This is a genomic window from Enterococcus sp. 7F3_DIV0205, assembly GCF_002141365.2.
In the GTDB taxonomy this organism is placed as follows: domain Bacteria; phylum Bacillota; class Bacilli; order Lactobacillales; family Enterococcaceae; genus Enterococcus_L; species Enterococcus_L palustris.
In genome coordinates this window covers 1,767,051-1,789,179 of record NZ_CP147244.1, presented here as the reverse complement: position 1 = coordinate 1,789,179, position 22,129 = coordinate 1,767,051, and the positions used below count along the sequence as shown (strand labels likewise).

23 protein-coding genes, 1 pseudogene and 1 other annotated feature are annotated in these 22,129 nt (G+C 32.0%); of the genes and pseudogenes, 22 read left to right on the top strand and 2 right to left on the bottom strand.

Annotation, left to right across the window (positions count from 1 at the left end; translation table 11 throughout):
- The first annotated feature begins 221 nt into the window (after positions 1-221).
- Positions 222-1,007 carry a Cof-type HAD-IIB family hydrolase gene (locus A5821_RS08515; protein WP_086314120.1) on the top strand — a complete coding sequence of 262 codons (786 nt, stop codon included), beginning with the start codon at positions 222-224 and terminating at the stop codon, positions 1,005-1,007.
- A 14-nt stretch (positions 1,008-1,021) separates the two neighbouring features.
- Complete coding sequence (locus tag A5821_RS08510) at positions 1,022-1,822, top strand: Cof-type HAD-IIB family hydrolase (RefSeq protein ID WP_086314119.1); 801 nt, start codon at positions 1,022-1,024, stop codon at positions 1,820-1,822.
- A 434-nt stretch (positions 1,823-2,256) separates the two neighbouring features.
- Here A5821_RS08510 and A5821_RS17585 read toward each other — a convergent pair whose 3' ends face one another.
- On the bottom strand, positions 2,257-2,379 hold the full coding sequence (locus tag A5821_RS17585) for an AgrD family cyclic lactone autoinducer peptide (RefSeq protein WP_422392082.1): 123 nt from the start codon (positions 2,377-2,379) through the stop codon (positions 2,257-2,259).
- A gap of 126 nt (positions 2,380-2,505) precedes the next feature.
- On the opposite strand from A5821_RS17585, the gene A5821_RS08505 reads away from it, so the two are divergent.
- From A5821_RS08505 to A5821_RS08450, 12 genes are all read left to right on the top strand, one after another.
- Positions 2,506-3,243, top strand: a complete 738-nt coding sequence (locus tag A5821_RS08505; protein WP_339099103.1) for a LytTR family DNA-binding domain-containing protein — start codon at positions 2,506-2,508, stop codon at positions 3,241-3,243.
- Positions 3,231-4,535, top strand: coding sequence for a GHKL domain-containing protein (locus A5821_RS08500; RefSeq protein WP_339099102.1), 1,305 nt, complete (start codon positions 3,231-3,233; stop codon positions 4,533-4,535). The genes A5821_RS08505 and A5821_RS08500 overlap by 13 nt, the downstream gene beginning before the upstream one ends.
- Positions 4,525-5,073: an accessory gene regulator B family protein gene (locus A5821_RS08495; RefSeq protein WP_339099101.1), complete on the top strand. Its 549-nt coding sequence runs from the start codon at positions 4,525-4,527 to the stop codon at positions 5,071-5,073. Before A5821_RS08500 ends, A5821_RS08495 begins: the two co-directional genes overlap by 11 nt.
- 149 nt (positions 5,074-5,222) lie before the next feature.
- The gene (locus A5821_RS08490) at positions 5,223-5,354 is read left to right on the top strand and encodes a hypothetical protein (RefSeq protein WP_283936098.1); all 132 of its coding nucleotides are present in this window, start codon (positions 5,223-5,225) and stop codon (positions 5,352-5,354) included.
- 34 nt (positions 5,355-5,388) lie between these two features.
- Positions 5,389-5,523, top strand: a complete 135-nt coding sequence (locus tag A5821_RS08485) for a hypothetical protein (protein ID WP_283936097.1) — start codon at positions 5,389-5,391, stop codon at positions 5,521-5,523.
- 42 nt (positions 5,524-5,565) lie between these two features.
- Positions 5,566-5,700 (top strand): hypothetical protein, encoded by a 135-nt coding sequence (locus A5821_RS08480; RefSeq protein ID WP_283936096.1) that lies wholly within the window; start codon positions 5,566-5,568, stop codon positions 5,698-5,700.
- A 67-nt stretch (positions 5,701-5,767) separates the two neighbouring features.
- A complete protein-coding gene (locus tag A5821_RS08475) occupies positions 5,768-7,060 on the top strand; it encodes a PqqD family peptide modification chaperone (protein WP_086314118.1) in 1,293 nt (430 codons plus the stop codon).
- On the top strand, positions 7,047-7,739 hold the full coding sequence (locus tag A5821_RS08470; RefSeq protein ID WP_086314117.1) for an ATP-binding cassette domain-containing protein: 693 nt from the start codon (positions 7,047-7,049) through the stop codon (positions 7,737-7,739). The genes A5821_RS08475 and A5821_RS08470 overlap by 14 nt, the downstream gene beginning before the upstream one ends.
- A complete protein-coding gene (locus A5821_RS08465; protein ID WP_086314116.1) occupies positions 7,732-8,388 on the top strand; it encodes a hypothetical protein in 657 nt (218 codons plus the stop codon). Before A5821_RS08470 ends, A5821_RS08465 begins: the two co-directional genes overlap by 8 nt.
- Positions 8,389-8,399: 11 nt before the next feature.
- Positions 8,400-9,515, top strand: a complete 1,116-nt coding sequence (locus tag A5821_RS08460; protein ID WP_086314115.1) for a metallopeptidase TldD-related protein — start codon at positions 8,400-8,402, stop codon at positions 9,513-9,515.
- Complete coding sequence (locus A5821_RS08455) at positions 9,508-10,641, top strand: metallopeptidase TldD-related protein (protein ID WP_086314114.1); 1,134 nt, start codon at positions 9,508-9,510, stop codon at positions 10,639-10,641. The genes A5821_RS08460 and A5821_RS08455 overlap by 8 nt, the downstream gene beginning before the upstream one ends.
- A gap of 22 nt (positions 10,642-10,663) precedes the next feature.
- On the top strand, positions 10,664-10,846 hold the full coding sequence (locus tag A5821_RS08450; protein ID WP_086314113.1) for a hypothetical protein: 183 nt from the start codon (positions 10,664-10,666) through the stop codon (positions 10,844-10,846).
- 260 nt (positions 10,847-11,106) lie between these two features.
- Here A5821_RS08450 and A5821_RS08445 read toward each other — a convergent pair.
- A pseudogene (locus A5821_RS08445) lies at positions 11,107-11,402 on the bottom strand (transposase); the annotation flags it as partial.
- 146 nt (positions 11,403-11,548) lie between these two features.
- Positions 11,549-11,681, top strand: a sequence feature (ribosomal protein L20 leader region).
- Positions 11,682-11,750: 69 nt separating this feature from the next.
- Between A5821_RS08445 and infC the strand changes: the two are divergent.
- The 8 genes from infC to A5821_RS08405 all read left to right on the top strand — a co-directional run bounded on the left by infC (position 11,751) and on the right by A5821_RS08405 (position 22,095).
- Positions 11,751-12,272 carry a translation initiation factor IF-3 gene (infC, locus tag A5821_RS08440; protein ID WP_010762696.1) on the top strand — a complete coding sequence of 174 codons (522 nt, stop codon included), beginning with the start codon at positions 11,751-11,753 and terminating at the stop codon, positions 12,270-12,272.
- Positions 12,273-12,383: 111 nt separating this feature from the next.
- Entirely contained in the window at positions 12,384-12,584 is a 201-nt protein-coding gene (gene rpmI, locus A5821_RS08435) for a 50S ribosomal protein L35 (RefSeq protein ID WP_010762697.1), read from the top strand.
- 78 nt (positions 12,585-12,662) lie between these two features.
- Complete coding sequence (gene rplT, locus A5821_RS08430) at positions 12,663-13,022, top strand: 50S ribosomal protein L20 (protein ID WP_069639337.1); 360 nt, start codon at positions 12,663-12,665, stop codon at positions 13,020-13,022.
- A gap of 232 nt (positions 13,023-13,254) precedes the next feature.
- Positions 13,255-16,182 carry a glycoside hydrolase family 3 C-terminal domain-containing protein gene (locus A5821_RS08425; protein ID WP_086314112.1) on the top strand — a complete coding sequence of 976 codons (2,928 nt, stop codon included), beginning with the start codon at positions 13,255-13,257 and terminating at the stop codon, positions 16,180-16,182.
- A 177-nt stretch (positions 16,183-16,359) separates the two neighbouring features.
- A complete protein-coding gene (gene glf / locus A5821_RS08420; RefSeq protein ID WP_170922978.1) occupies positions 16,360-17,463 on the top strand; it encodes a UDP-galactopyranose mutase in 1,104 nt (367 codons plus the stop codon).
- A gap of 38 nt (positions 17,464-17,501) precedes the next feature.
- A complete protein-coding gene (locus A5821_RS08415; RefSeq protein ID WP_086314110.1) occupies positions 17,502-18,209 on the top strand; it encodes a LytR/AlgR family response regulator transcription factor in 708 nt (235 codons plus the stop codon).
- The gene (locus A5821_RS08410) at positions 18,206-19,519 is read left to right on the top strand and encodes an ATP-binding protein (protein WP_086314109.1); all 1,314 of its coding nucleotides are present in this window, start codon (positions 18,206-18,208) and stop codon (positions 19,517-19,519) included. The genes A5821_RS08415 and A5821_RS08410 overlap by 4 nt, the downstream gene beginning before the upstream one ends.
- Before the next feature lie 122 nt (positions 19,520-19,641).
- On the top strand, positions 19,642-22,095 hold the full coding sequence (locus A5821_RS08405) for a glycoside hydrolase family 3 C-terminal domain-containing protein (RefSeq protein WP_086314108.1): 2,454 nt from the start codon (positions 19,642-19,644) through the stop codon (positions 22,093-22,095).
- Positions 22,096-22,129 lie beyond the last annotated feature (34 nt).

Sequence of the window (22,129 nt, the reverse complement as noted above, 5' to 3'; positions counted from 1 at the left end):
GTAGATATAGCGATTAGTCGATCATTTATCTTTTTCTAGGAAATTTCTAGTTGAATAGAAATAGTTCACTAATTATTAGTTGATAAACAATAAAAATTGAACTTCGTTCTAAAAATTTAAGTATGTATTTACTTGAATAAAATAGAACGAAGTTTTTTGTTCTATAGACAAAAAAGTATAGTACAATATTAATAGGCGAAACAACAAAGAGGAGGCAAATAATGAAAGAATATAAAGCACTCGTCTTTTTTGATTTAGATGGTACGTTGTTAGATACGGATTCAAAAATTTCTAAGGAAAACCGTCAGGCGATGATCGATTTAAAAAGGAACAATATATTACCTTTGATTGCAAGCGGACGTTCTCCAAAGGAAATCCGAGAAATTACTGCTGGAACACCAATTGATTCATATATAAGTTTGAATGGACAATACAATGTGGTCGAAAATGAAGTGGTCTCCAAACACGCAATACCCGTTCAAGCGATTGAAGAATTGATGGCGTTTTCTCAAACATTCGTTCATTCCTTAGCCTGCTATACAGCAGAAGAATATGCGACTAGTTATACAAATGAGAGTATGAAAAAATTGTATCAGATAGACAATGCACCACTGCCAAAAATAGCGCCTGACTTCTATAAAGAAAAGGAAATCTATATGCTTTATCTTTTCTCAGAGGAAGAGGATAAGGATCGATTATATAGAGAACGATTTTCCGAAATATTTACTTTTTTTAGAGATAGTCCTTATTCAATGGCAGTTGTATTAAAAAAGCGATCGAAACAAGCTGGTATCAAAGAAGTTGTCAAAGCATTAGGTTCGGTTAATGTGCCCACATATGCATTTGGTGATGGCAATAATGATATAGGGATGTTTGAAGCAGTGGATTCGGCAATTGCAATGGATAATGCTTCAGGGCATGTAAAAAGTCATGCTGATTATATTACAAAGTCTCATCTGGAAGATGGCATTCGTTTTGGATTAAAACATTTTGGGTTACTAGACTGAAAGGAAGTAGAAAAATGACAGTAAAAATGATTGCAGTAGACATGGATGGAACGTTTTTGAACAGTCAACAAGATTACGATCGAGAAACGTTTAATCAGTTGTACCGACAAATGAAGCAACAAGACATCCGTTTTGTTATCGCTAGCGGGAACCAATACTACCAGCTTAAATCTTTCTTTCCAGAAATCGCTGAGGAATTGTCATTTGTAGCAGAAAATGGCGCTTATGTGGTTAGTGAAGGGAAAGAGATATTTACAGGTGAAATCGATTCAAACACTATTCATGAAGTACTTACTATTTTAGCTGATTTTAAAGAGGGACATACGATTTTGTGCGGTAAAAATAGTGCATATGTTGCCGAAACTGAACCAGAGTCCTTCGTGAAACATGGTAAAAAATATTACCATCGACTAAAAAAAGTATCAAATTTGTTCGAAGTGAAAGAGGATACTTTATTCAAGTTTGCATTGAGCTTTCCTGTTGAGCAAGTAGGAGAAGTGCTCGAGCAATTACATCTAGCATTAGGCGATAAAGTAATCCCCGTTTCTAGTGGACATGGCGATGTGGATCTAATTATTCCAGGAATCCATAAAGCGCATGGGTTATTGCAACTTCAAGAATTATGGGACATAAAGAATCATGAAGTGGCAGCTTTTGGTGATAGCGGTAATGACATAGAGATGTTGAAACATGCAGAATATAGCTATGCAGTGAGTAATGGACAACCTAAAGTCAAAGTAGCCGCCAAAGAAATTATTTTATCCAATGATGAAAATGGTGTGCTCGTGAAAATAGCAGAGCTACTTGGAAATTAAAAATGATAGATAAGGCTAAATAAACGGTGGGGAAGAAGCAAATACTATGTTTCACTCGGTTCTCTTTTCAAGTAAAACAACAGGTACACAATAAAATTTGGTTTGCGCTAGTTCCGATAAATTTAAGGAAATATAGGTTAAATAAGCTAGCAAACAAGATTGATTCTCACAATAATCTAAAAAAATAGAAGACTGAAAATCTTTTTTACGATTTTCGGTCTTCTATTTTGTGTTTCTTGGAATTTATGTCCCAAGCTCATTAACAATCATAGGAATATCATTTATTTGTATTGATTGTCTAGCTTAATTTTACTACTGATATTGTTATAGGATAAGAATTAGAATAGGACTAAAATGAAGTTAATTGTAGAGAAATTGTGAAATATTTATAAAACAAGGAGATACATTTTTTAATCTTCATTTGTGCTAATAAACTATGGTTTTTTCTTTTTTATTTGAGGCATTTCAGGTGAATATAGCCACCAAAAGGATTTGCTAGTTGCTGTTGATCCAATTGATAAAACCAAATATGAGAATAAAAAAAATATTTTTTCCATTAGAAAAAACTCCTTTCTTAGTGTATAATATAATTAAACTATAAGGTAAGTTTTATATATATTTTGTTTTATTGTTTGTATAGTTGAGATATGTGTATGAATGGTCAAATTATATTTTGAAAGGGTGTGAATTTTATAATTAAGGTAGCCATACTTGATGATGAAATAATTTTCACAAAACAGATAAAAGTTGCACTAGATCAGATTGTATTTAAACTCAATCTAGATATTAGAACAAGGGTTTTTCATAATTCGTTGGATTTTATAAAGGATGTTACTGACAATACGTATCATATTCTTTTTTTAGATATTTCTATGCCTAATATTGATGGGATTACTTTATCTAAAGAGTTAGTAAAATTAAGTCCAGAGACAATAATAATTTTTATTTCAACACAAGAAGATCTAGTCTTTGAAGCTTTTGGAATGAATGTTTTTAGTTTTATTAAAAAAGAAGAATTAAGTAGAAAATTAGAACAAGTATTTTTGAATACTCTAAATTATTTAAAAGAAAATGATAGCTTATTTTTAAAAACTATGGAAGGAAATATTTTTGTAAAAGTAAATGAAATTTATTATTTTAGTTCCATTAATAGAAAAATATACCTTCATACACAACGGGAGTGTTCTAGAGTAAACTATATGTTTTTAAAAATTTTATCTAAAGAACTCCCACCTCTATTTATGTTTATAAATAGATCAACAATTGTAAATGTAAAACATGTAGAAATATATTCTAAAGATAGTGTCATAATATCCAATGACAGTAAAGATAAATTATACATATCTCGTGGGAGACAAAAAGAAGTATTGGAACACATATTAAAATATCGTTCGAAGGACAAAAATATATGGATGCTGTAATAGATATTACTGTGGTTTTGGATTTTATTCTATTATTTTACTTTGGACAGATTTTTTTCACTCCTGTTAATAAAAAGATGAGACTCATTGTTTTAGCTATGGTAGTAATATCGTCAATATTTTTACATGAGACTTTTGGAACAGCTCCTATTGTAATTTATGCTGATTTAATTCTGTGTATTCTCTTTTTAGTTCTTACATTTTATGAGCGCCCCTTAATTCTAATAATGTATGCGGTTATTTTTTATTTAATGTTAGGGATATACAATTTTACTTTAGTAATAATAACCAATATTTTTTTGGGATATGACTATAAGTTTATGGTTTCTTTTTCCGTAGCAAAAATACTATTTATTGTGTTATCTAAATCTCTATTGATTGCGATATTCTATATTTTTAAAACCAGTATAAGGGATGGCTTGTTTTTTCATCTAACTCGAAATTATAAAATTATGAATATTATTTTAGTACAGACATTAATTATGATTATGACTTTATTATATGGCAGTACGGTACAATATGCTTTTACTCACGCAACAGTATATTCGATTTTAATTTGTTTCTTTATAGTATGTATAATAATAATAATTTTTAGTATATTTAAATTAATAAGTAAAAAAAATGTCGAAAATAATAGATTAGAATTTATTTCAAATGTTAATGAGATGAACAATGATTATTTTCGGGAAGTAGAAAAAAACCAAGAAATAATTAAACATATGAAGCATGACATGAAAAATGTGTACCTTCATATTTTATACCTCATAGAAGAACAGGACTACATTAAAATAAAAGATACCTTAAATAAGCAAATAGGATTATTGAATAATACAATGACTGTAATAGATACTAATAATAAAATTATAAATTTAGTTTTAAACCATTATATTTCTAAATATCCAACTGTAAAATTTAATTTGAATATATCTATAGATAAAAATAAATATATAGACGATTTAGACCTGATTAATATTCTATGCAATTCTCTAAATAATTCCGTAGAAGCTTGTGAAAAATTAACCAAAGAGAAACGTGAAATAAATTTATTTATTAATTTAATTTCTGAAAACTTAATTCTAAGAATAAGTAATCCTTTTAAAAATGTTAATATAATAAAAGGGAAAATAAAAACGACAAAAAAAGAACCCGTGAATCACGGATATGGTTTATTAACAATTTCCTCTGTTGTTAATAAGTACAATGGTGAAATTGACATAGATACAACTAATAATGTATTTACAATACTTGTGTGTATACCTATTAGTGAGGAGGAATCTCATAATGTTACATAGGTTATGTAACTATTTAAGCCATAAATTTAATAGTTGGGGATATATAGAAGCAGAACAACTAGAAATTTTTCGTTTTGGACTTGAAATTATAATTAGCCAAGGAACAGTTTTTGTCTTTTTATTAATTTTAAGTAATTACTTAAATATTTTTCATTTTGGATTAATTTTTACTTTAGTATTTGGTTATCTTAGAAGCACGATTAATGGGTATCATGCTACTTCGTTTATTGGATGTTTGACTTTTACAACAGGAATTTTTTTATTATGTAGTATACATCAAATACTGTCTTTATCAATTCAAACAATGATTTTTTTATTTCTGTTTATTGTTATTTTAAACGTACTAATAATATTAAGGTATAAAATTCTGAAGTTTAACTATAAAAAATATTTTCTATTGATTTTATTAGGGGTGTTAATACTTTTCTATAAGAATAATCTGGATATAGCACTCTTAATAAATAATGCTATATTTTCTTGGATTTGCATATCATTTAAAAATATTGTTTCAATTAATGAAACGAAAGTGGGACAATAATCAGGTTTTTTCTGATTATTGTTCCACTTTTTCTTGTTTTTAGATGAATATTTTTTATTCAAACGAAAATACTCACAATTCAAACAAGAACATCAAGATATCTTATTTTTTCTATTATATTTAGAGCATAGAAAGGGAGGTGAAACTATATGCAAAAACCAGAAATTCTAAGCTGTAATCTTGGTGTGTGTACGATCAATCCAGGATTAGCAACAATTGGATTTGCTAATACTCCAGCAATGATTGCTATTTGTGGCGGTTTAGCAACATTAATGGGCTAGTAGAAATTATTTATACGATAAGAGAGGTGTAAAAATGGAAAAACCAGAAGTACTACAATGTAATATCGGAGTTTGTTTATACAACCCAGCTTTAGCAGCATTATCTGTCAAGTTAGGTGCGGCTGCCCTTATAGCTGCTTGTGGCGGACTTGCTTCAGCAATTGGATAAACTTATGGATCAATATAATTATGTATAAATGGAGGTCATAAAATGCAAAAACCGGAAATTTTAAATTGTAATATTGGAGTTTGTATTTATAATCCAGCTCTTGCAACGCTTGGTGGCAAGTTTGGTGGGGCAGCACTTGTAGCCGCTTGTGGTGGACTTGCTTCAGCAATTGGATAAACTTATGGATCAATATAATTGTGTTGGATTATATTGATCCATTCATCTTATAAAAAAGGAGATCTTTATGTATTATTTTTTAAAAAACAGTGCAAGAATACAAATTAGTTTAGATAAATATTACCTTTCTTTTATTGAATCAAACACAAAATGTATCGTGGAATTAAATAAATCAGGATTTGAAATACTGTCACTTTGTAATGGGAAAAATACATTGGATATGATTATTAACCAATTATATAAGAGATATCCTGCTGAGGATACTGCAATATTTATAAAAGAATTCCTGCAAACATTTGAGAATAGTAAAGTTGTAGAAAAAAAGGCAGAACGATATAGTGGCCAAAATCAGGTGATCTATGGGACTAATGAATACTATTGCCCAGTCTCAATTATGTTAGAACTAACAAATTATTGTCCTCTAGATTGCTTACACTGTTATTTAGGTAAAAAGAAAAATCAGCATATGGGAAAGAATGATTTAATAAAAATTCTAGAGTCTATTACTTCATTAGGTGTTCAATACATCCAATTAACTGGGGGAGAAGTTTTGACATATCCTCATTTAGAATATGCAATAGATTATTTAGTTAGTAATCATGTTCAAGTAAATATTTCAACCAGTGGAATTATTGTGAATGATAATATAATAGAGACTGTTTCAAAAATAAAAAATACTGGCGGTATAATTAGAGTTAGTTTAGACGGTTTACCTGAATATCATAACAAGATTAGACAAAATAAAAAGAGTTTTCAAAACGCTACCGAATTTTTGAAAAGAATAATGACTAAAAAAATTCCTTGTGAAGTTGCAACATGTATAATTGATCAAAATAAAGAGGATATTTTTGAGTTAGTAAAATTTACCAAAGAGCTAGGTGTTCATAAGCATGCTTTTGAATTAGTTTATCTTCAAGGAAATGCACAAAATAATAACATAGAAAGTAATTATAGATATAGAGATTTTGAGATTCTATTAGAAGAATTATCAGAAGAATATGATGATAAAAAATTCTCTATTTCAAAAGCAGAAGAATGTCATGAAGCAACAAACTGTGGAGCAGGATATAAAACATATAAAATTTCTTATGATATGAAGGTAACCCCCTGTATCACGATGAATTATGAACTAGGTGATTTAACAGAATCCACATTTTCTGAAATAATAAGCAAACATTATGAGTCATTTCAAAATTTACAAGCACCTTGTAAAATGGTTTGTGGTGATTGTGAGCTGGTAAAGCATTGTGAAATGTGTATGTCTAAAGCACTTCAATATAAAGATAGTGTCAAGAATTGTTCGTGGTTTAAATCGCAAAATGTACTTGTAGACAAGGAGCAAACATATGTTAAAAATTAGTAATTTAAACTTTTCATATAACTCGAACGAGTGTGTGTATAAAAATTTCAATATGAGTTTTGCTGCTGTTGGAGTCAATGTTATATTAGGGCATAATGGGGCAGGAAAAACTACTTTATTAAAATTAATAAGTGGTGAATTACAAAGATCTACAGGCAAATTTCAATTTGATCATAGAATTGTAAATAATGCAGAAGATATTTTTTATTTACCTGAATATTATGGATGTTATCAACAACTAACTGTAAAACAAAATTTTGAATTCTTTTCAGGTATTTCTAAGAAAAATATGGATATTGAAGCCATTTTAAATCAATTCAAATTAAAAAATAAAGTAAATAGTAAAGTTGTTGATCTATCACAAGGACAAACAAAACGGGTGGCTTTAGCTAATTCTGTTTTGATTGGTGCAAAATTTATACTGTTAGATGAACCAACAAATGGTATAGACCCAGAAACGAAAGATATCTTAATAAAGACTATTAAAGAATTAGCAGCTCAGAAAAGATATTTTATCATTTCTACTCATGATCTAGAATTTGCATCTGAAATTGCAGATTTTATTCATATTTTAAATAATGGAAGTATTGTTTGGGATAATAAACTAAATGGTACAGATTCAAAAGATTTAAAGAGTATCTATTTACAATATACAGATGAGGAGAATAAAAATGATTAAGATGGGTGTGATTTTAAAAAAAGATTGGATAAATACTTTTGCTCAGAGAAAATACATTATTATGATGTTAGTTTTCTCCATAGGAATTCCTTGTTTAATTCCGACCATTAGTGGCAACAGTTTTTTACAACTTTTTTCAGTAACTATATTAGCTTATATTATTCCTTGTTTCACTTCAATTATATGTTCATCGCAACTAGTCATTAATAATTACCTCGAAGATATAAAGTCAAATATTTCTTTGATAACTTTATATTCAAGAATAAATATGGGGATATATATATTTAGCAAAGTAGTTTATGCAGTGATTTCAGGGAGTATCTGTGCAATTATTTCGATGCTTAGTTTTCATTTTTTTGTTCAAAACATCACAAATAGAGATATGTTATATATAATCATTATCTCTGCTTTATGGTCGATTGCATCATCTTTACTATCTTTTCTATTGACTACATTAAAACTAAAAAATGAAATTATCTTAACGTATCTAATGATGGTTGTAACGTATGGTTTTTATGCTTGTATAACCTACATTTCTAGCCCAGTTGATAAAATGGCACTACATATCATACTAGTTCTAATAATATCAATTTTAAGTGTTTTAATAAGTCTAATTTTCATAAAAAAAGCTAAGCTTGTCATAGATTAATGAGGTGAATCATGTTTATTCAGGAAGTTCAAGAAATTGAAATAAAAAATATGTATGGACACTACTTTATTGATAGAAAACATGAAAAAGGTAGCTCTGAATACATAAATGGAATTTTAAAAGCAAAAACATTAAATGATTTTCAATTATCCTTTGATGAAAAAATAGTTGAAAACGTAATAAAGATATTTGACAAATGCTACGATTGGACAATATTCAATAGTGATAATTTAATTTTATATTATAAAAAACATCATGAGATAGTAAATATGGATGATAAGATAAACGAAAGAGGTTATTCTTTTGTTCGAATCGTTTATAAGAATAGGCTGCATGCTACATTAGTGGAAGAATTAGAGTTTGATAATGATGAGTTTTGTTTGGATAAAGTAATGGATGGAATAAGAAAATTGGAAAAACATTTATCTTATATGTTAAATCAAACTAAAACAAGGTTTAGTAGTACTAATTCTGTGATACTGTCTCCAATTTCATCAGGTTATTTTGTTCATGAAATAATTGGGCATCTTTTAGAGGATGACTTATTTTACCATAAACAATCTATCATCAATAAATCAATTCAAGCATCTAAAATGCTAAATGTCAGTGATATTGTGACAGAAAATATAGATATTAATGATTTTGATGATGAAGGAAACCCCTGTAAAGATATTGTACTAATAAAAAATGGTGAAATTATCAATTGTATGTCTAAAGCAAGTGGAAATCGGCGACGACAAAATTATAAATTTCCATGTACTACAAGAATGAGAACAACATACGTACATCCAGTAATTGAAAAAAAAGTAGATCAGTTTATTAGTGAATCAGATGGTGATATATATTTTGATAGAATTATATTCGGACACATGAACCCATTGACAGGTGATTATTTAGTAAGTGGGTACGGGTATAAAATAACTGATGGTCTAAAGACAAACTTTATTAGCGATCTTACTATAAGTGGTAATATCATTGAAGATTTAGTAAAAATTCAAGAAATTGGAAATGATTTATTTAAACAAGGTAGTGAGTGTTTAAAGCTCAGTCAAGTTATTAGGGTAAACTGTCTATCACCTTCTATGAAACTTGAAAATATAAATATTATGGGAGAAATATATGAATGATGTAAGAAGGTTAACTTTGTTCTTAATGAAGAACACGGATGACTTTAGAATAATCCATTATATAAAAAAACAGATTAAATATACAAAACTTTTAGGTGATAATAATTATCAAGAAAGTGAGGAAAGTAATTATAAGGTTTATGTTAAGAAAACAGGAAAAAATTATTGTATTGAGTCGAATGATTTAAAAAATCTTGAAAATCATATCAAAATTTGGCTTGAAAAACTTAAAACAACGCAAGAATACTTGTGGAGCGAACAAGATTATCAAAATCAGTCAACCAGTGAATATACACGAAATAAACAAATTTATGATAACTTCTCGTTTGAAGAGTATGAACTTTGGTTAAACGATTTGAGTCGAAATATGACAACTAAGCAAACATTTCAATATTATTGCACTATACTAAAGTCTATTATGATTAGTGAGAAACAAACTATGGAGCAATATATTAATACCTCTCAACTACTGTACTATGATACTGTTAAAAATAATTTTGTATTAAAAAATGATAATGTTTTTTGCGGAGAATATCCAGTTGAGATAGTGGAATATGATACTTTAAATAATATTGCGTTATCTGATGTGGATTTTTCATTGGAATCTATAAATACGTTAGTTAGTGGATTAGGAAATTATTTTTTTGGAGAATCTATAATAAACAATGCCTCTTTCATAACTAAAGAAATGTTTAAAAAAAGAGTATTTGATAAAAATGTTGACCTGAAAGCGATACCTGTGTTATCTTATGATAGAAATGGATTGCAAAAGAAGCCGTCTTATCTTCTGAAAAATGGTGTTGTTAATACTTTTATAAACAGCCTAGAGAGTTCAATTATTTTAAACCAAAATGGTGGAGGGAATTCACTTTGGTTGGAAGCTTATGAATTAGAAGGGTTTGAATTTGAGCTAACAGTTCCATTTAAAAAGTATAAAGAAAGAAATATACTTATTGAACAGATAGAACAAATACAATTTAATTTTGATTCTAATGAAATTAATACGGAAATAAAATGCTTGATCAATAAAAATGGTGAGAAATATAAAACCGAGATGTTCTTTAGTTTTACAGATTTTATGAATAATTTATGGATGGATGAGAATTATTATTTTTATTTGACATAAAATATTATGATGGAGGTTGTCTATGAAAAAAATACAATTTGTTTTGCTAATGGTTACTACAATTTTTATTTTTTTAATTCCTAAGTTAAATTTGACGAAAGAATCTCTAGATAATGTAACATATGTTTCATTAGGGATTTATTTTGTTCTGTTAGCAAATTTAACTAATAATGTGTTAAAAAATATAGCTAGTAAAAATGAATAAGTCGAACTTTGTAGTGCCCGCATAAAGCTAGACTATTGAAAGCTAAGCGTAACAACTGCTTGGCTTTTTTGTCATAGTATCATTTTTAAAAGATATTCTTCAGGAGAAAGCCAGTTTAATTTCTTGTTTGTTTTTTGTTGTAGATGAATCATCCAGTCGTTAATTTTTTGTTATTAACATTTCATAGTTTGTAAAAGTATATCTATAGTAAATTTCTTATTTAAGCACTCCAAAAAAATTCTCTATCACAAAATCATCGTGACAGATTCCTTGTTAATCACATAATTTGCAATCAACTGAGGACGAAACAAAACGAAAATTTTGGCTAAAAGCTGAGCGGTCGTTTCATGGCTTTGGAATCAGTTGACCGTGTGACAGCCGATTTGTTCGTGGTTGAATAACCAACGCATACTGTAGCTAGTGTCTAGTAAAAATTCAATCTTTCTATTAGAAAATACTCGTTGAGTTTACACATAAAGAATAATTTTGAGCAATATTTTTGGGTGATAGATTTTAATAGAGAATTGACCGCAAAAGCGACGTCCGTTTCTAGAATAAATTGTCCAACACTCTAGGAATTCAAATAACCGGTAGAAGCGAAAGTAACGCCTTCTTATTTCTCAGAGTTAAACACTCTGTCCAAAGCTCAGTAAAAATAGTATTGACAAAAGTTAATTCGTATCTTATACTAGTAAAGTTGAGAAATGAAAGCAGAAGCACCCGCTTCTCGCCTTAGCTGACAATGTCACTGGGCTAGATATTGGATTCTTTATATCAATCGATATGAGTCCGAAAATCGCGGGATCTGTATACAGAGCCTGTTTTTTATTTTATTTTTATAAGATAACAGACTTTTGGAATAAGAGTTTCAGCAACGATTTTCTCTTAAAAAACTTGGAGGTGAATGACCATAGCAAAGGATATGATGGTGAACGACGGCATTCGTGCACGCGAGTTACGTTTGATCGGACAAGATGGCGAACAACTAGGTGTAAAAACAAAAGTGGAAGCATTACAAATTGCTGAAACAGCCAATCTAGATTTAGTTCTAGTAGCGCCTACTGCAAAACCGCCTGTTGCGCGAATTATGGATTACGGTAAATTCCGTTTCGAAACGCAAAAGAAAGAGCGTGAAGCTCGTAAGAAACAAAAAGTGATCAACGTAAAAGAAGTACGTTTAAGTCCAACAATTGATTTAAATGACTTCAATACAAAACTTCGTAATGCACGTAAATTCTTAGAAAAAGGCGATAAAGTGAAAGCTTCGATCCGTTTCAAAGGCCGTGCCATTACCCATAAAGAAATTGGTCAGAAAGTTCTTGATCGCTTAGCGGAAGAAACTGCAGATATTGCTACAGTGGAACAAAAAGCGAAAATGGACGGACGCAGCATGTTCCTAACGCTGGCACCGAAGAATGAAAATTAAGCTAACAAGCTGATAACTAGTTAATGAAAATTTTTGAGGATGCTAGTTCAACTTTTTTAACTAATTTAGTTGAACTGTATGCGAAATGAAAATGTAGGAGGAAAATTAGTCATGCCAAAACAAAAAACACACCGCGGATCAGCAAAACGTTTCAAACGTACTGGTAACGGCGGGTTAAAAAGATTCCGTGCGTTTACAAGTCACCGTTTCCACGGCAAAACAAAAAAACAACGTCGTCAATTGCGTAAAGCAGGAATGGTTTCATCAGGCGATTTCAAACGTATTCGTCAACAATTAGCAAGAATGAAATAAGCAAGCTGAAAAATTCTTGTACTAACCTAGCAATTAAAATAACTCATAGAGATAACAGATATTTAGGAGGAATTAACCATGGCACGTGTTAAAGGTGGCGTAGTAAGCCGTAAACGTCGTAAAAAGATCCTTAAATTAGCGAAAGGCTATTACGGATCAAAACATACTTTATTTAAAACAGCAAAAGAACAAGTAATGAAATCTTATAGTTATGCATACAGAGATCGTCGTCAAAAGAAACGTGATTTCCGTAAATTATGGATCGCTCGTATCAATGCAGCGGCTCGTATGAATGGCTTGAGCTATTCTAAATTAATGCACGGTTTGAAATTGGCAGAGATTGATATCAACCGTAAGATGTTAGCTGAATTAGCAGTTAACGATGCAGCAGCATTTACAGCATTAGCTGACCAAGCTAAAGGTGCTTTAGCTAAATAATTAAATTCTTGTTGATGTATCAACATGTTTACCCACTCATTTAGAGTGGGTATTTTTTTTCTTTTATATTTTGTGTGGGTGTCATTGATCGACCAAACAAGTTATGAATGAAATGCTACAGTTTGCGAAGGAAACGTTTTCATGTGGTGCTTTGCTAGATATAATCTTGTTGTAATTAGAGAAACAATTGACGATACGATCGGTATTCTCTAAAGAACAAGGAGGAAAACATGTGAAAAAGCTAAAAATGACTAAAAAGAAATGGGCAATACTGGGAGGCTGGCTTGCGATTGTCGCACTTATTTATCTTTATTTATTTAACCATGGCAAAGCGAGTGGAAATAACCCGTCATTTGGTATTAATGTACAATTTTTGGTTGGCTGGATTACTAAAATCATTTTCGTACTAAGTATTTCTTTGGTTGTCTATTCTATTTATAGAATTATCAAGATTCGCAAAACAAGGAAGATTTTATATGTCTTATCCTGCTTATTATTGGCTGTACTAATTATCTTTAATGGGGCAGTAAATCAATATGCAATGATTATCAATACTTATTTTTCTGCTTCACAAATCGATCAATCTGAAGTAAAGAAAACGACAGAACAAGCCATGGCTTTAACTGAAAAAGTGGCAGGAGAAGGTTCTGTTCTTTTAGAAAACAAAAATGAAGTATTACCCTTACAAGGAAAAAATGTAAACATATTTGGCTACGCATCTAGAAATGTTGTTTATGGCGGAACTGGTTCTGGCGGCGGTAAAGAAGATAACAATATCGATTTACAAAAAGGACTAGAAAATGCCGGCTTCAAAGTAAACGATCAACTAACAAAGTTCTACGATGAGCGATATGTTCCTAGAGAAAAAATCAACATTCATAAATTAGTCGGTGGTGATTTCAATATTCATGAGCCAAAAGTGAGTGAATATAGTGAATCGCTAATGAAATCAGCAAAAGAATTTAGTGATACAGCCTTAGTCGTTTTTTCTAGAAATAGCGGTGAAGGTGCTGATATTACAAATGAAATGAAAGATTACACCGGTGGAACAAAAGGGAAACATTATCTAGAACTTTCAGAGAATGAATCAGCTACCCTTGATCTAGCAAAAGAAAATTTTGATAAAGTTGTCGTGATTCTAAACTCATCATTCCCAATGGAACTTGGCTTTTTAGAAGATGAAAAAGTTGACGCTGCCCTTTGGATCGGCGGTCCTGGTTCAACTGGGTTTAATGCAGTAGGAGAAATTCTATCTGGAGAGATCAATCCATCTGGTCGATTAGTCGACACATATGCGTATGATGAAACAAGTGCCCCTTCTTTCAATAACATTGGAGAATTTCCTTACTCTAATTCAGAATTTGATTACGAAAAAAATACTTGGCATTATAAATATGTAGATTATGCCGAATCTATCTATGTAGGCTATCGTTATTATGAAACACGTTACATCAACAATGAGACTGGAAAAATGGACGAAGCAGCTTATGAAAAAGCAGTCCAATATCCATTTGGCTATGGTTTATCCTATACAGACTTTAAACAAGAAATTTCAGATTTTAAAGTAGATGGTAAGGAAATCAACATGACGGTCAAGGTGACCAATACTGGGAAGCATTCAGGAAAAGATGTCGTACAATTGTACTACACGCCGCCTTACACGATTGGTGGACTTGAAAAATCTCATGTTGTATTATCTGGATTTGCGAAAACGAAGGAGCTAGCTCCAAATGAGTCAGAAGAAGTCAACCTTTCTTTTGATGTAGAAGATATGGCTAGTTATGATGAAACACAGCACAAAGCTTATGTTCTTGAAAAAGGAACATACAACATTAATTTAATGAATAATGCGCATGATGTCATTGACTCAAAAAATTATGAAGTACCAAAAGATCTTGTCTTTAATAAAGAAAATAAACGTGAAAGCGACCAACGTTCAGCAACGAATCAATTTGAAGATGCCAAAGGAGACGTCCAATATGTATCTCGTTGGGATTGGGAAGGCACAATACCCAAAGAAATGGCAAAACCAAAAGTTGCTTCTAATGAACTTTTAAAAGCGTTAAAAGATCAAAGTGTGAAAGAAGCAAAAGCCGATTCAATCAAATTTAAAAAGTACGGATTAGAGTTATACGATCTAAAGGGTGTTGATTATGATGATCCAAAATGGGATCAGTTACTAGAACAATTATCTGTAAAAGATATGGAGAACCTAATCACGTATGGCGGTTTCCAAACACCGGCTATTAATTCGGTGAAAAAACCAGCTACAATCGACGCTGATGGACCAGCAGGAATCAATCATTTAGTTAGTCAAGCGCATGGGAATCAATATACTAGTGAAGTAGTTGTAGCTTCTACATGGAATACAAAATTAGTAGAAGAAATGGGTGAAAGTCTTGGCAAGGAAGCAAAAGCTTCAAATATTACCGGTTTATATTTACCTGGTGTAAATATCCATCGTTCTCCGTTTGGCGGACGAAATTTTGAGTATTATTCAGAAGATGCATTATTATCTGGAAAAATCGGCTCTAGCTTGTCTAAAGGAGCGATGGATCAAGGAAGTTATGTCTTTATGAAACATTTTGCAATGTACGATCAAGAAACACGAAGATATGAATACCCAACAGGTGCTGCGACTTGGTCGACAGAACAGGCAATGAGAGAAGTATTCTTAAAACCATTTGAAATTGCCGTGAAAGACTCAGGAATCACAGGGATTATGTCTTCTTATAACCGAATTGGACCTAAATGGGTTGGTGAAAGTGATGCTCTGTTACAAAACGTTTTGAGAGACGAATGGGGCTTTAAGGGAACAGTGATTTCTGATTTTTACAAACCGCAATATATGAATGTGGATCAAGGTTTGAGTGCAGGAAATGATTTAGTCCTTTACTTGTTACCGACGAAACTAAACAAAGTGACGACAGGAACAGATTGGGGACAACAAAATATGCGGAAAGCTAGTCATAACATTCTTTATACAGTGGTCAATAGCCATGCATATGAAGTAGCTGAAACCAATGTTCCGAACTGGATATACTTACTCGTAACAATCAATATCACGGTATTCACTTTCTTGATTTTTTGTTTTACGAAAACAACGCATAGAAAAAAGCCAGCAAGAAAATTTAATTTTTTTAAGAAGAAAAAACCATAAATAATAAGTTCTTTTAATAGAAACTGAGAAATCACTTTAAAAGGATTTCTCGGTTTCTATTTAGTAAAAAATAAACGCGCAATGGTATAAAAGTCACTTTTTAATAGAAGGATGCGCTTGATAGAAAAGATTATATCCTCTATTATTTAAAACTATATGCATGAAAGGCGGATTGGATTGGCACATTACTTAGTTGTAGGCTCAGGACTATTTGGTTCTGTTTTTGCCCGCGAAGCAGCAATCAAAGGACATAACGTGACAGTCTTAGAAAAAAGAAATCACGTAGCTGGGAATATTTATACAAAAGAGATAGAAGGGATACAAGTTCATCAATATGGGGCACACATTTTCCATACCTCAAAAGAAAACATTTGGACATACATCAACCAGTTTGCAACATTTAATCACTTCATTAATGCACCGATTGCTAGTAGTAGGGGGAAAATCTATAATTTACCCTTCAATATGAATACCTTTTCTCAAATTTGGGGAACGACAACGCCAGAAGAGGCACAGCAAAAAATCCGTGAGCAGCAACAGGTGTTACAAGGGAAAAAGCCGAGTAATTTGGAAGAACAAGCAATTTCTCTTGTTGGCCGTGACGTATATTTAACGTTGATTAAAGAGTATACGGAAAAGCAATGGGGAGAAAGTTGTACGAACCTACCGCCATTTATCATAAACAGATTACCTGTCCGTTTTGCATATGACAATAACTATTTTAACGATAAATATCAAGGAATTCCTAAAGAAGGCTATACTGCGATAATTGAACGAATGCTCGATCATCCGAATATAACTGTTCATCTAAATGAAGATTTTTTAGTGAATAAAGCAAAATGGAAGGCGGACTCAGATAAGATTATTTACACTGGAATGATCGACGAATATTATGATTATTGTTTTGGCAATTTGGATTATCGTTCATTGACTTTTAAGCACGAAGTAATAGACCACGAAAATGTACAAGGAAATGCTGTTGTGAACTATATTGATAAAGAAATTCCCTTTACTAGAGTGATCGAACATAAACACTTTGACTTTGGGAAACAGAAAAAAACAGTGATTACAAAAGAGTACCCGATTGCCTTTAAAAAAGGCTTGGAACCTTATTATCCAGTGAACAATCCTTCGAATTCGCTACTATATAAAAAGTATAAAAATTTAGCAGAAGCAGAACCAACTATTATTTTTGGTGGAAGATTAGGCATGTACCGCTATCTTGATATGGATGACACAATCGAACAGGCCTTATTATTAGTGAAAAGAGAACTTTCGTAGTAACAGGTAAAATTTTAAATAAATGCTTGGGGGAAAAGATGAAAATAGCTATTTGTGAAGACAATCAACAAGAACGAAAAAGACTAAAAGAATTTATTCTCCGATATAGTGAAGAAAAGAATCTGTTGGTCAACATCGATGAATACACTGATGGAATTGAACTGATCGATAATTATAATAAGCTTTTTGATATTGTTTATTTAGATATTGAAATGGCAATGATGGACGGCATGTCGGCGGCCGAAAAACTGAGGAAGCATGATGAAAATGTCATGATAGTTTTTGTGACGAATTATGTTCAATACGCCATTCGTGGATATTCAGTGAATGCATCAGACTTTTTATTGAAACCACTGACTTACTTTAGTTTTGAAGAACATTTTAAAAAAGTTATGTATCAGTTTGAGAAAAAGAAAGAAGTATTTATCTCAGTAAAAACCAACAATGAAATGAAGCGTATCGATGTGGATCAAATTTTATTTGTAGAAAGTCAAGGACACTATCTATATTTAAATTTAAAAGCAGATATTTTTACTATCCTGGATACCATGAAAAATATGGAAAAGCGCCTATCAGACAAAGGTTTTTTTCGATGTAACAATGGTTATATTGTTAATTTAAAATATGTCAGGAGTGTGGATAAGAATATCGTTGATGTCGGAGGACATTTATTAACGATCAGTCGACCTAGGAAAAAAATATTTATGGAAGCATTAACTGATTATATTGGAGATGATTTATTATGATCGAGAATATTCCTGGTATTCCCAGAATTTATACTGCTTTATCAGAATGGCTTGCCTGCTTAATTATTATTCTACCTTTTTTAAGAGGAAGATGGACTTTACTTAAAGCGTTTACGTTAGTTGGCACATTAGTTATTCAGATTCTTTTCCAATTAGGAGCAGGTATGCTGCCAATCATCTTGTGGATTCCTGGAATGATTGTCAATGTTTTGTGGATGTATATTACTCTAAAATACTTCACAAGACAAAGTTTTAAAGCAACAATCTTTTTATGCTCCAAGGCATTTATACTTGCAGAATTCTCAGCGGCGATTTGCTGGCAGTTATTCTATCAATTTTCACTAGGGCAAGATGTAGAGAAAGATAGTGCGTTTCCTTATATGATCATAGGGTTAGTCATTATTTTTTTCATATTCTTGATTGTAGAACTTCGAACGAACCAACAAGAGGTCCCGATACAGCTTCGGAATAAAGAAACATTAATGGCGATTTTGACAGCGCTGATTATCTTTATTTTAAGTAATAGCGGCTATTGGTTATCTGATACACGTGTTTTTTTTGGAAATGCAGTAGGTATTTTTTCTGTCCGTTCGTTTGTCAATCTTTCTGGTATTTGTTTATTATATCTTCAAGAAACGCAGCGAAAAGAGGATTATTTGAAGAAAGAATTATTGTCGATCAACAACGTATTCCAAACACAGTATCAACAATATGTTGCCTATAAAGAAAACAGTGATATTGTGAATCGAATGTGTCATGATTTGAAACATCAAATAGACGTGATTCGAGCAGAAGACGATCCAGTTAGACGAGAGCACTATTTAGAAGAAATGGAAAAAGAAATTATCGACTTTGAGTCGCCAGTGGAGACTGGACATCCAGTATTAGACACTATTTTGACAAGGAAAAATCAATTTTGTTTAGAACATGGAATCAAGTTGTCATGCTTTGTTGATGGGCAGTTGTTGTCGTTTATGAATGTCATGGACATTTGTAGTTTATTCGGTAATGCGCTAGATAATGCGATTGAGTCGGTTCAGGAATTGCCGAATAAGGAACAGCGTTTGATTCATTTACGAGTAGATGAAAAAAATGGATTTGTGATCATTAAGTTGAATAACTATTCTGTCAATCAAATAGATATCGAAGATGGTTTACCAGAAACCACGAAAAAAGACAAAATGAGACATGGCTACGGCCTAAAAAGTATCTCACAAACTGTTGCAGTCTACGATGGTACAATGACGATTTCTACAAAAGAGAATTGGTTCATTCTAAAGATTTTATTACCCAATAAAATCTTTCGTTGATAAAAAATGGGCGTACAAATTACGTATGAATCAACACAATCTGTGAGGAATCTATGCTGTCTTTTATGATCCATTGTTAGAATGGGTGGAAAAGATGAATACCTATTTTGAAAGGAGTATTTATGGAAAATCGTGAACGAATTGAAAAAATGACATTAACTGAAAAAGCTAGAATGATGTCCGGAGCATCTATTTGGAAGACCGTAGAGCTTCCTGATTTGGATATCCCAGCACTTTTTCTTTCAGATGGACCAACTGGATTAAGGAAACAAAGTGGTTCTGGCGATCATCTGGGGTTGAATGCTAGCATTCCCTCAACTTGTTATCCAACTGCGGCAACGATTGCCAACAGTTGGGATCTAGAGTTAGCTGAAACGATCGGCAGATTTCTTGGAGATGAAGCATTAGAACAAGGAATCGATGTTATTTTAGGGCCAGGATTGAATACAAAACGCAGTCCTTTGTGTGGTCGTAACTTTGAATATTTTAGTGAAGATCCTTATTTATCAGGTAAAATGGCGGCCGCGTATATTAAAGGAATCCAAGAAAATGGTGTGGCTGCTTGTCCTAAACATTTTGCGGCGAATAGCCAAGAATTACGACGAATGGCAAATAATTCAGTTGTAGATGAAAGGGCTTTAAGAGAAATTTATTTGACTGGGTTTGAAATAGCTGTAAAAGAAGCAAAACCAAAAAGTATCATGACAGCCTATAATCGAATCAATGGCATTTATGCTAATGAACATCACTATTTACTTCGAGAAATTTTAAAAGACGAATGGGGATTTGATGGTTTTGTCGTATCTGATTGGGGCGGCAGTAATGATCATGTGGACGGTGTAAAAAATGGTAGCCACTTGGAAATGCCTGGAACAGGAAATGCGGGTGCTTTAGAAATTGTTGAAGCAGTCGAATCTGGCGTTCTTAGTGAAAGTATTCTTGATGAGCGAATAGATGAACTGTTAACCGTTACTCTAGCTATCCATGATCAAAAACAAACGCAACAAGTTAAAACAACAGCCAAAGAACGCAATGCATTTGTTCGAACAGCTGCAGCGCAAAGTGTTGTGCTACTTAAAAATAATCAAGAAACATTGCCATTAAAAGCGTTGGAGAAACTTGCGATTATTGGTGACTTTGCCAAAGATTCAAGATATCAAGGCGCAGGTTCATCACTAGTAAATCCGACAGAAGTTGATACGATATTGGAAGCTGTTTCTGACTACGACCTTGAAATCGTTGGTTTTGCCCAAGGCTATGATCGGAAAAATAAGTTGGATAATGGATTAGTGAACGAGGCTAAAATTGTAGCGGAAAAATCAGATATGATTTTACTCTTTATGGGATTGACTGAGATTAGTGAAGTAGAAGGACTGGATCGAGAACATATGAAGCTTCCAAAAAATCAAGAAGTTTTACTGCACGAATTAGCAAAGCTGAATAAAAAGATCGTTGTTATCTTGTCTGGCGGTTCTGCTATTGAAATGCCTTGGCTAGAAAAAGTCGATGCAGTGATTCATTGTTATTTAGGAGGACAGGCGGGTGCACACGGAGCGTTAGATGTCTTAACTGGCAAAGTAAATCCATCAGGTAAACTTAATGAGTCTTATCCACTCAGTTATTCAGATACGCCAGCAGCATATTATTATCCAGGAAAAGAATACGATGCTGAGTATAGAGAATCTATTTTTGTTGGCTATCGTTACTATGATAAGGTGAAAAAAGAAGTGCTATTTCCCTTTGGATTTGGTCTAAGCTACACGAACTTTTCTTGTACAGATTTTGTCGTAACAGAGCAAGGTATTTCATGTTTAGTAGAAAATAATGGGAAACTGGACGGAGCCGAGGTGTTGCAGCTTTATATAGGGAAAAAGGATTCAGCGATTTTTCGACCAACCAAAGAGCTAAAAGGATTTAAAAAAGTATTTTTGAGACAGGGTGAAAAAGCCACAGTCACTATTCCGTTTGATATATACACATTTAGATTCTTTAACCCAGAGTCGAATCAGTGGGAAATTGAAGCCGGAGAGTATACGATTTCTGTTGGGACGAGTAGTCAGGATTTACCATTTGAAACGACTATTGAGCGAGAAGGTGTGACGTTAAAAACGATTTACGACAAAGAAAATTTAGCGCCGTATTTTAGTGGTGAAGTGAATCGTTTATCTAAAACTGATTTTGAAATTCTTTACCAACATGAAATTACAGGAAGTATGTGGGAGCGGGAAAAAGAATTAGGCATGAATGACACGCTCAGCCAAATGTTTTACGCAAAAAGCATGCTCGCAAGAGGGATATATAAGATTTTAACTAGAATGAAAGACAAGAGCATAGAAAAGGGTGAACCGAATTTAAATATCTTATTCAATTACAATATGCCGTTTCGTGCAATGGCTAAAATGACTGGGGGCAATATTAGTCAATCGATGGTAAAAGCGATTCTGCTGATTGTAAATGGTCATTTATTTAAAGGAACGAATAGATTGCTGAAAGGCTATTTTCTAAATAACAAAGTGAAGAAAATAAAAGATTTAACCAAGCTTGAAAGGAATTTAGAAGGTGAAAAAAGAAAATAGAGTAGTTCAAGCATTCAAAAATTGGAAGAAAAAA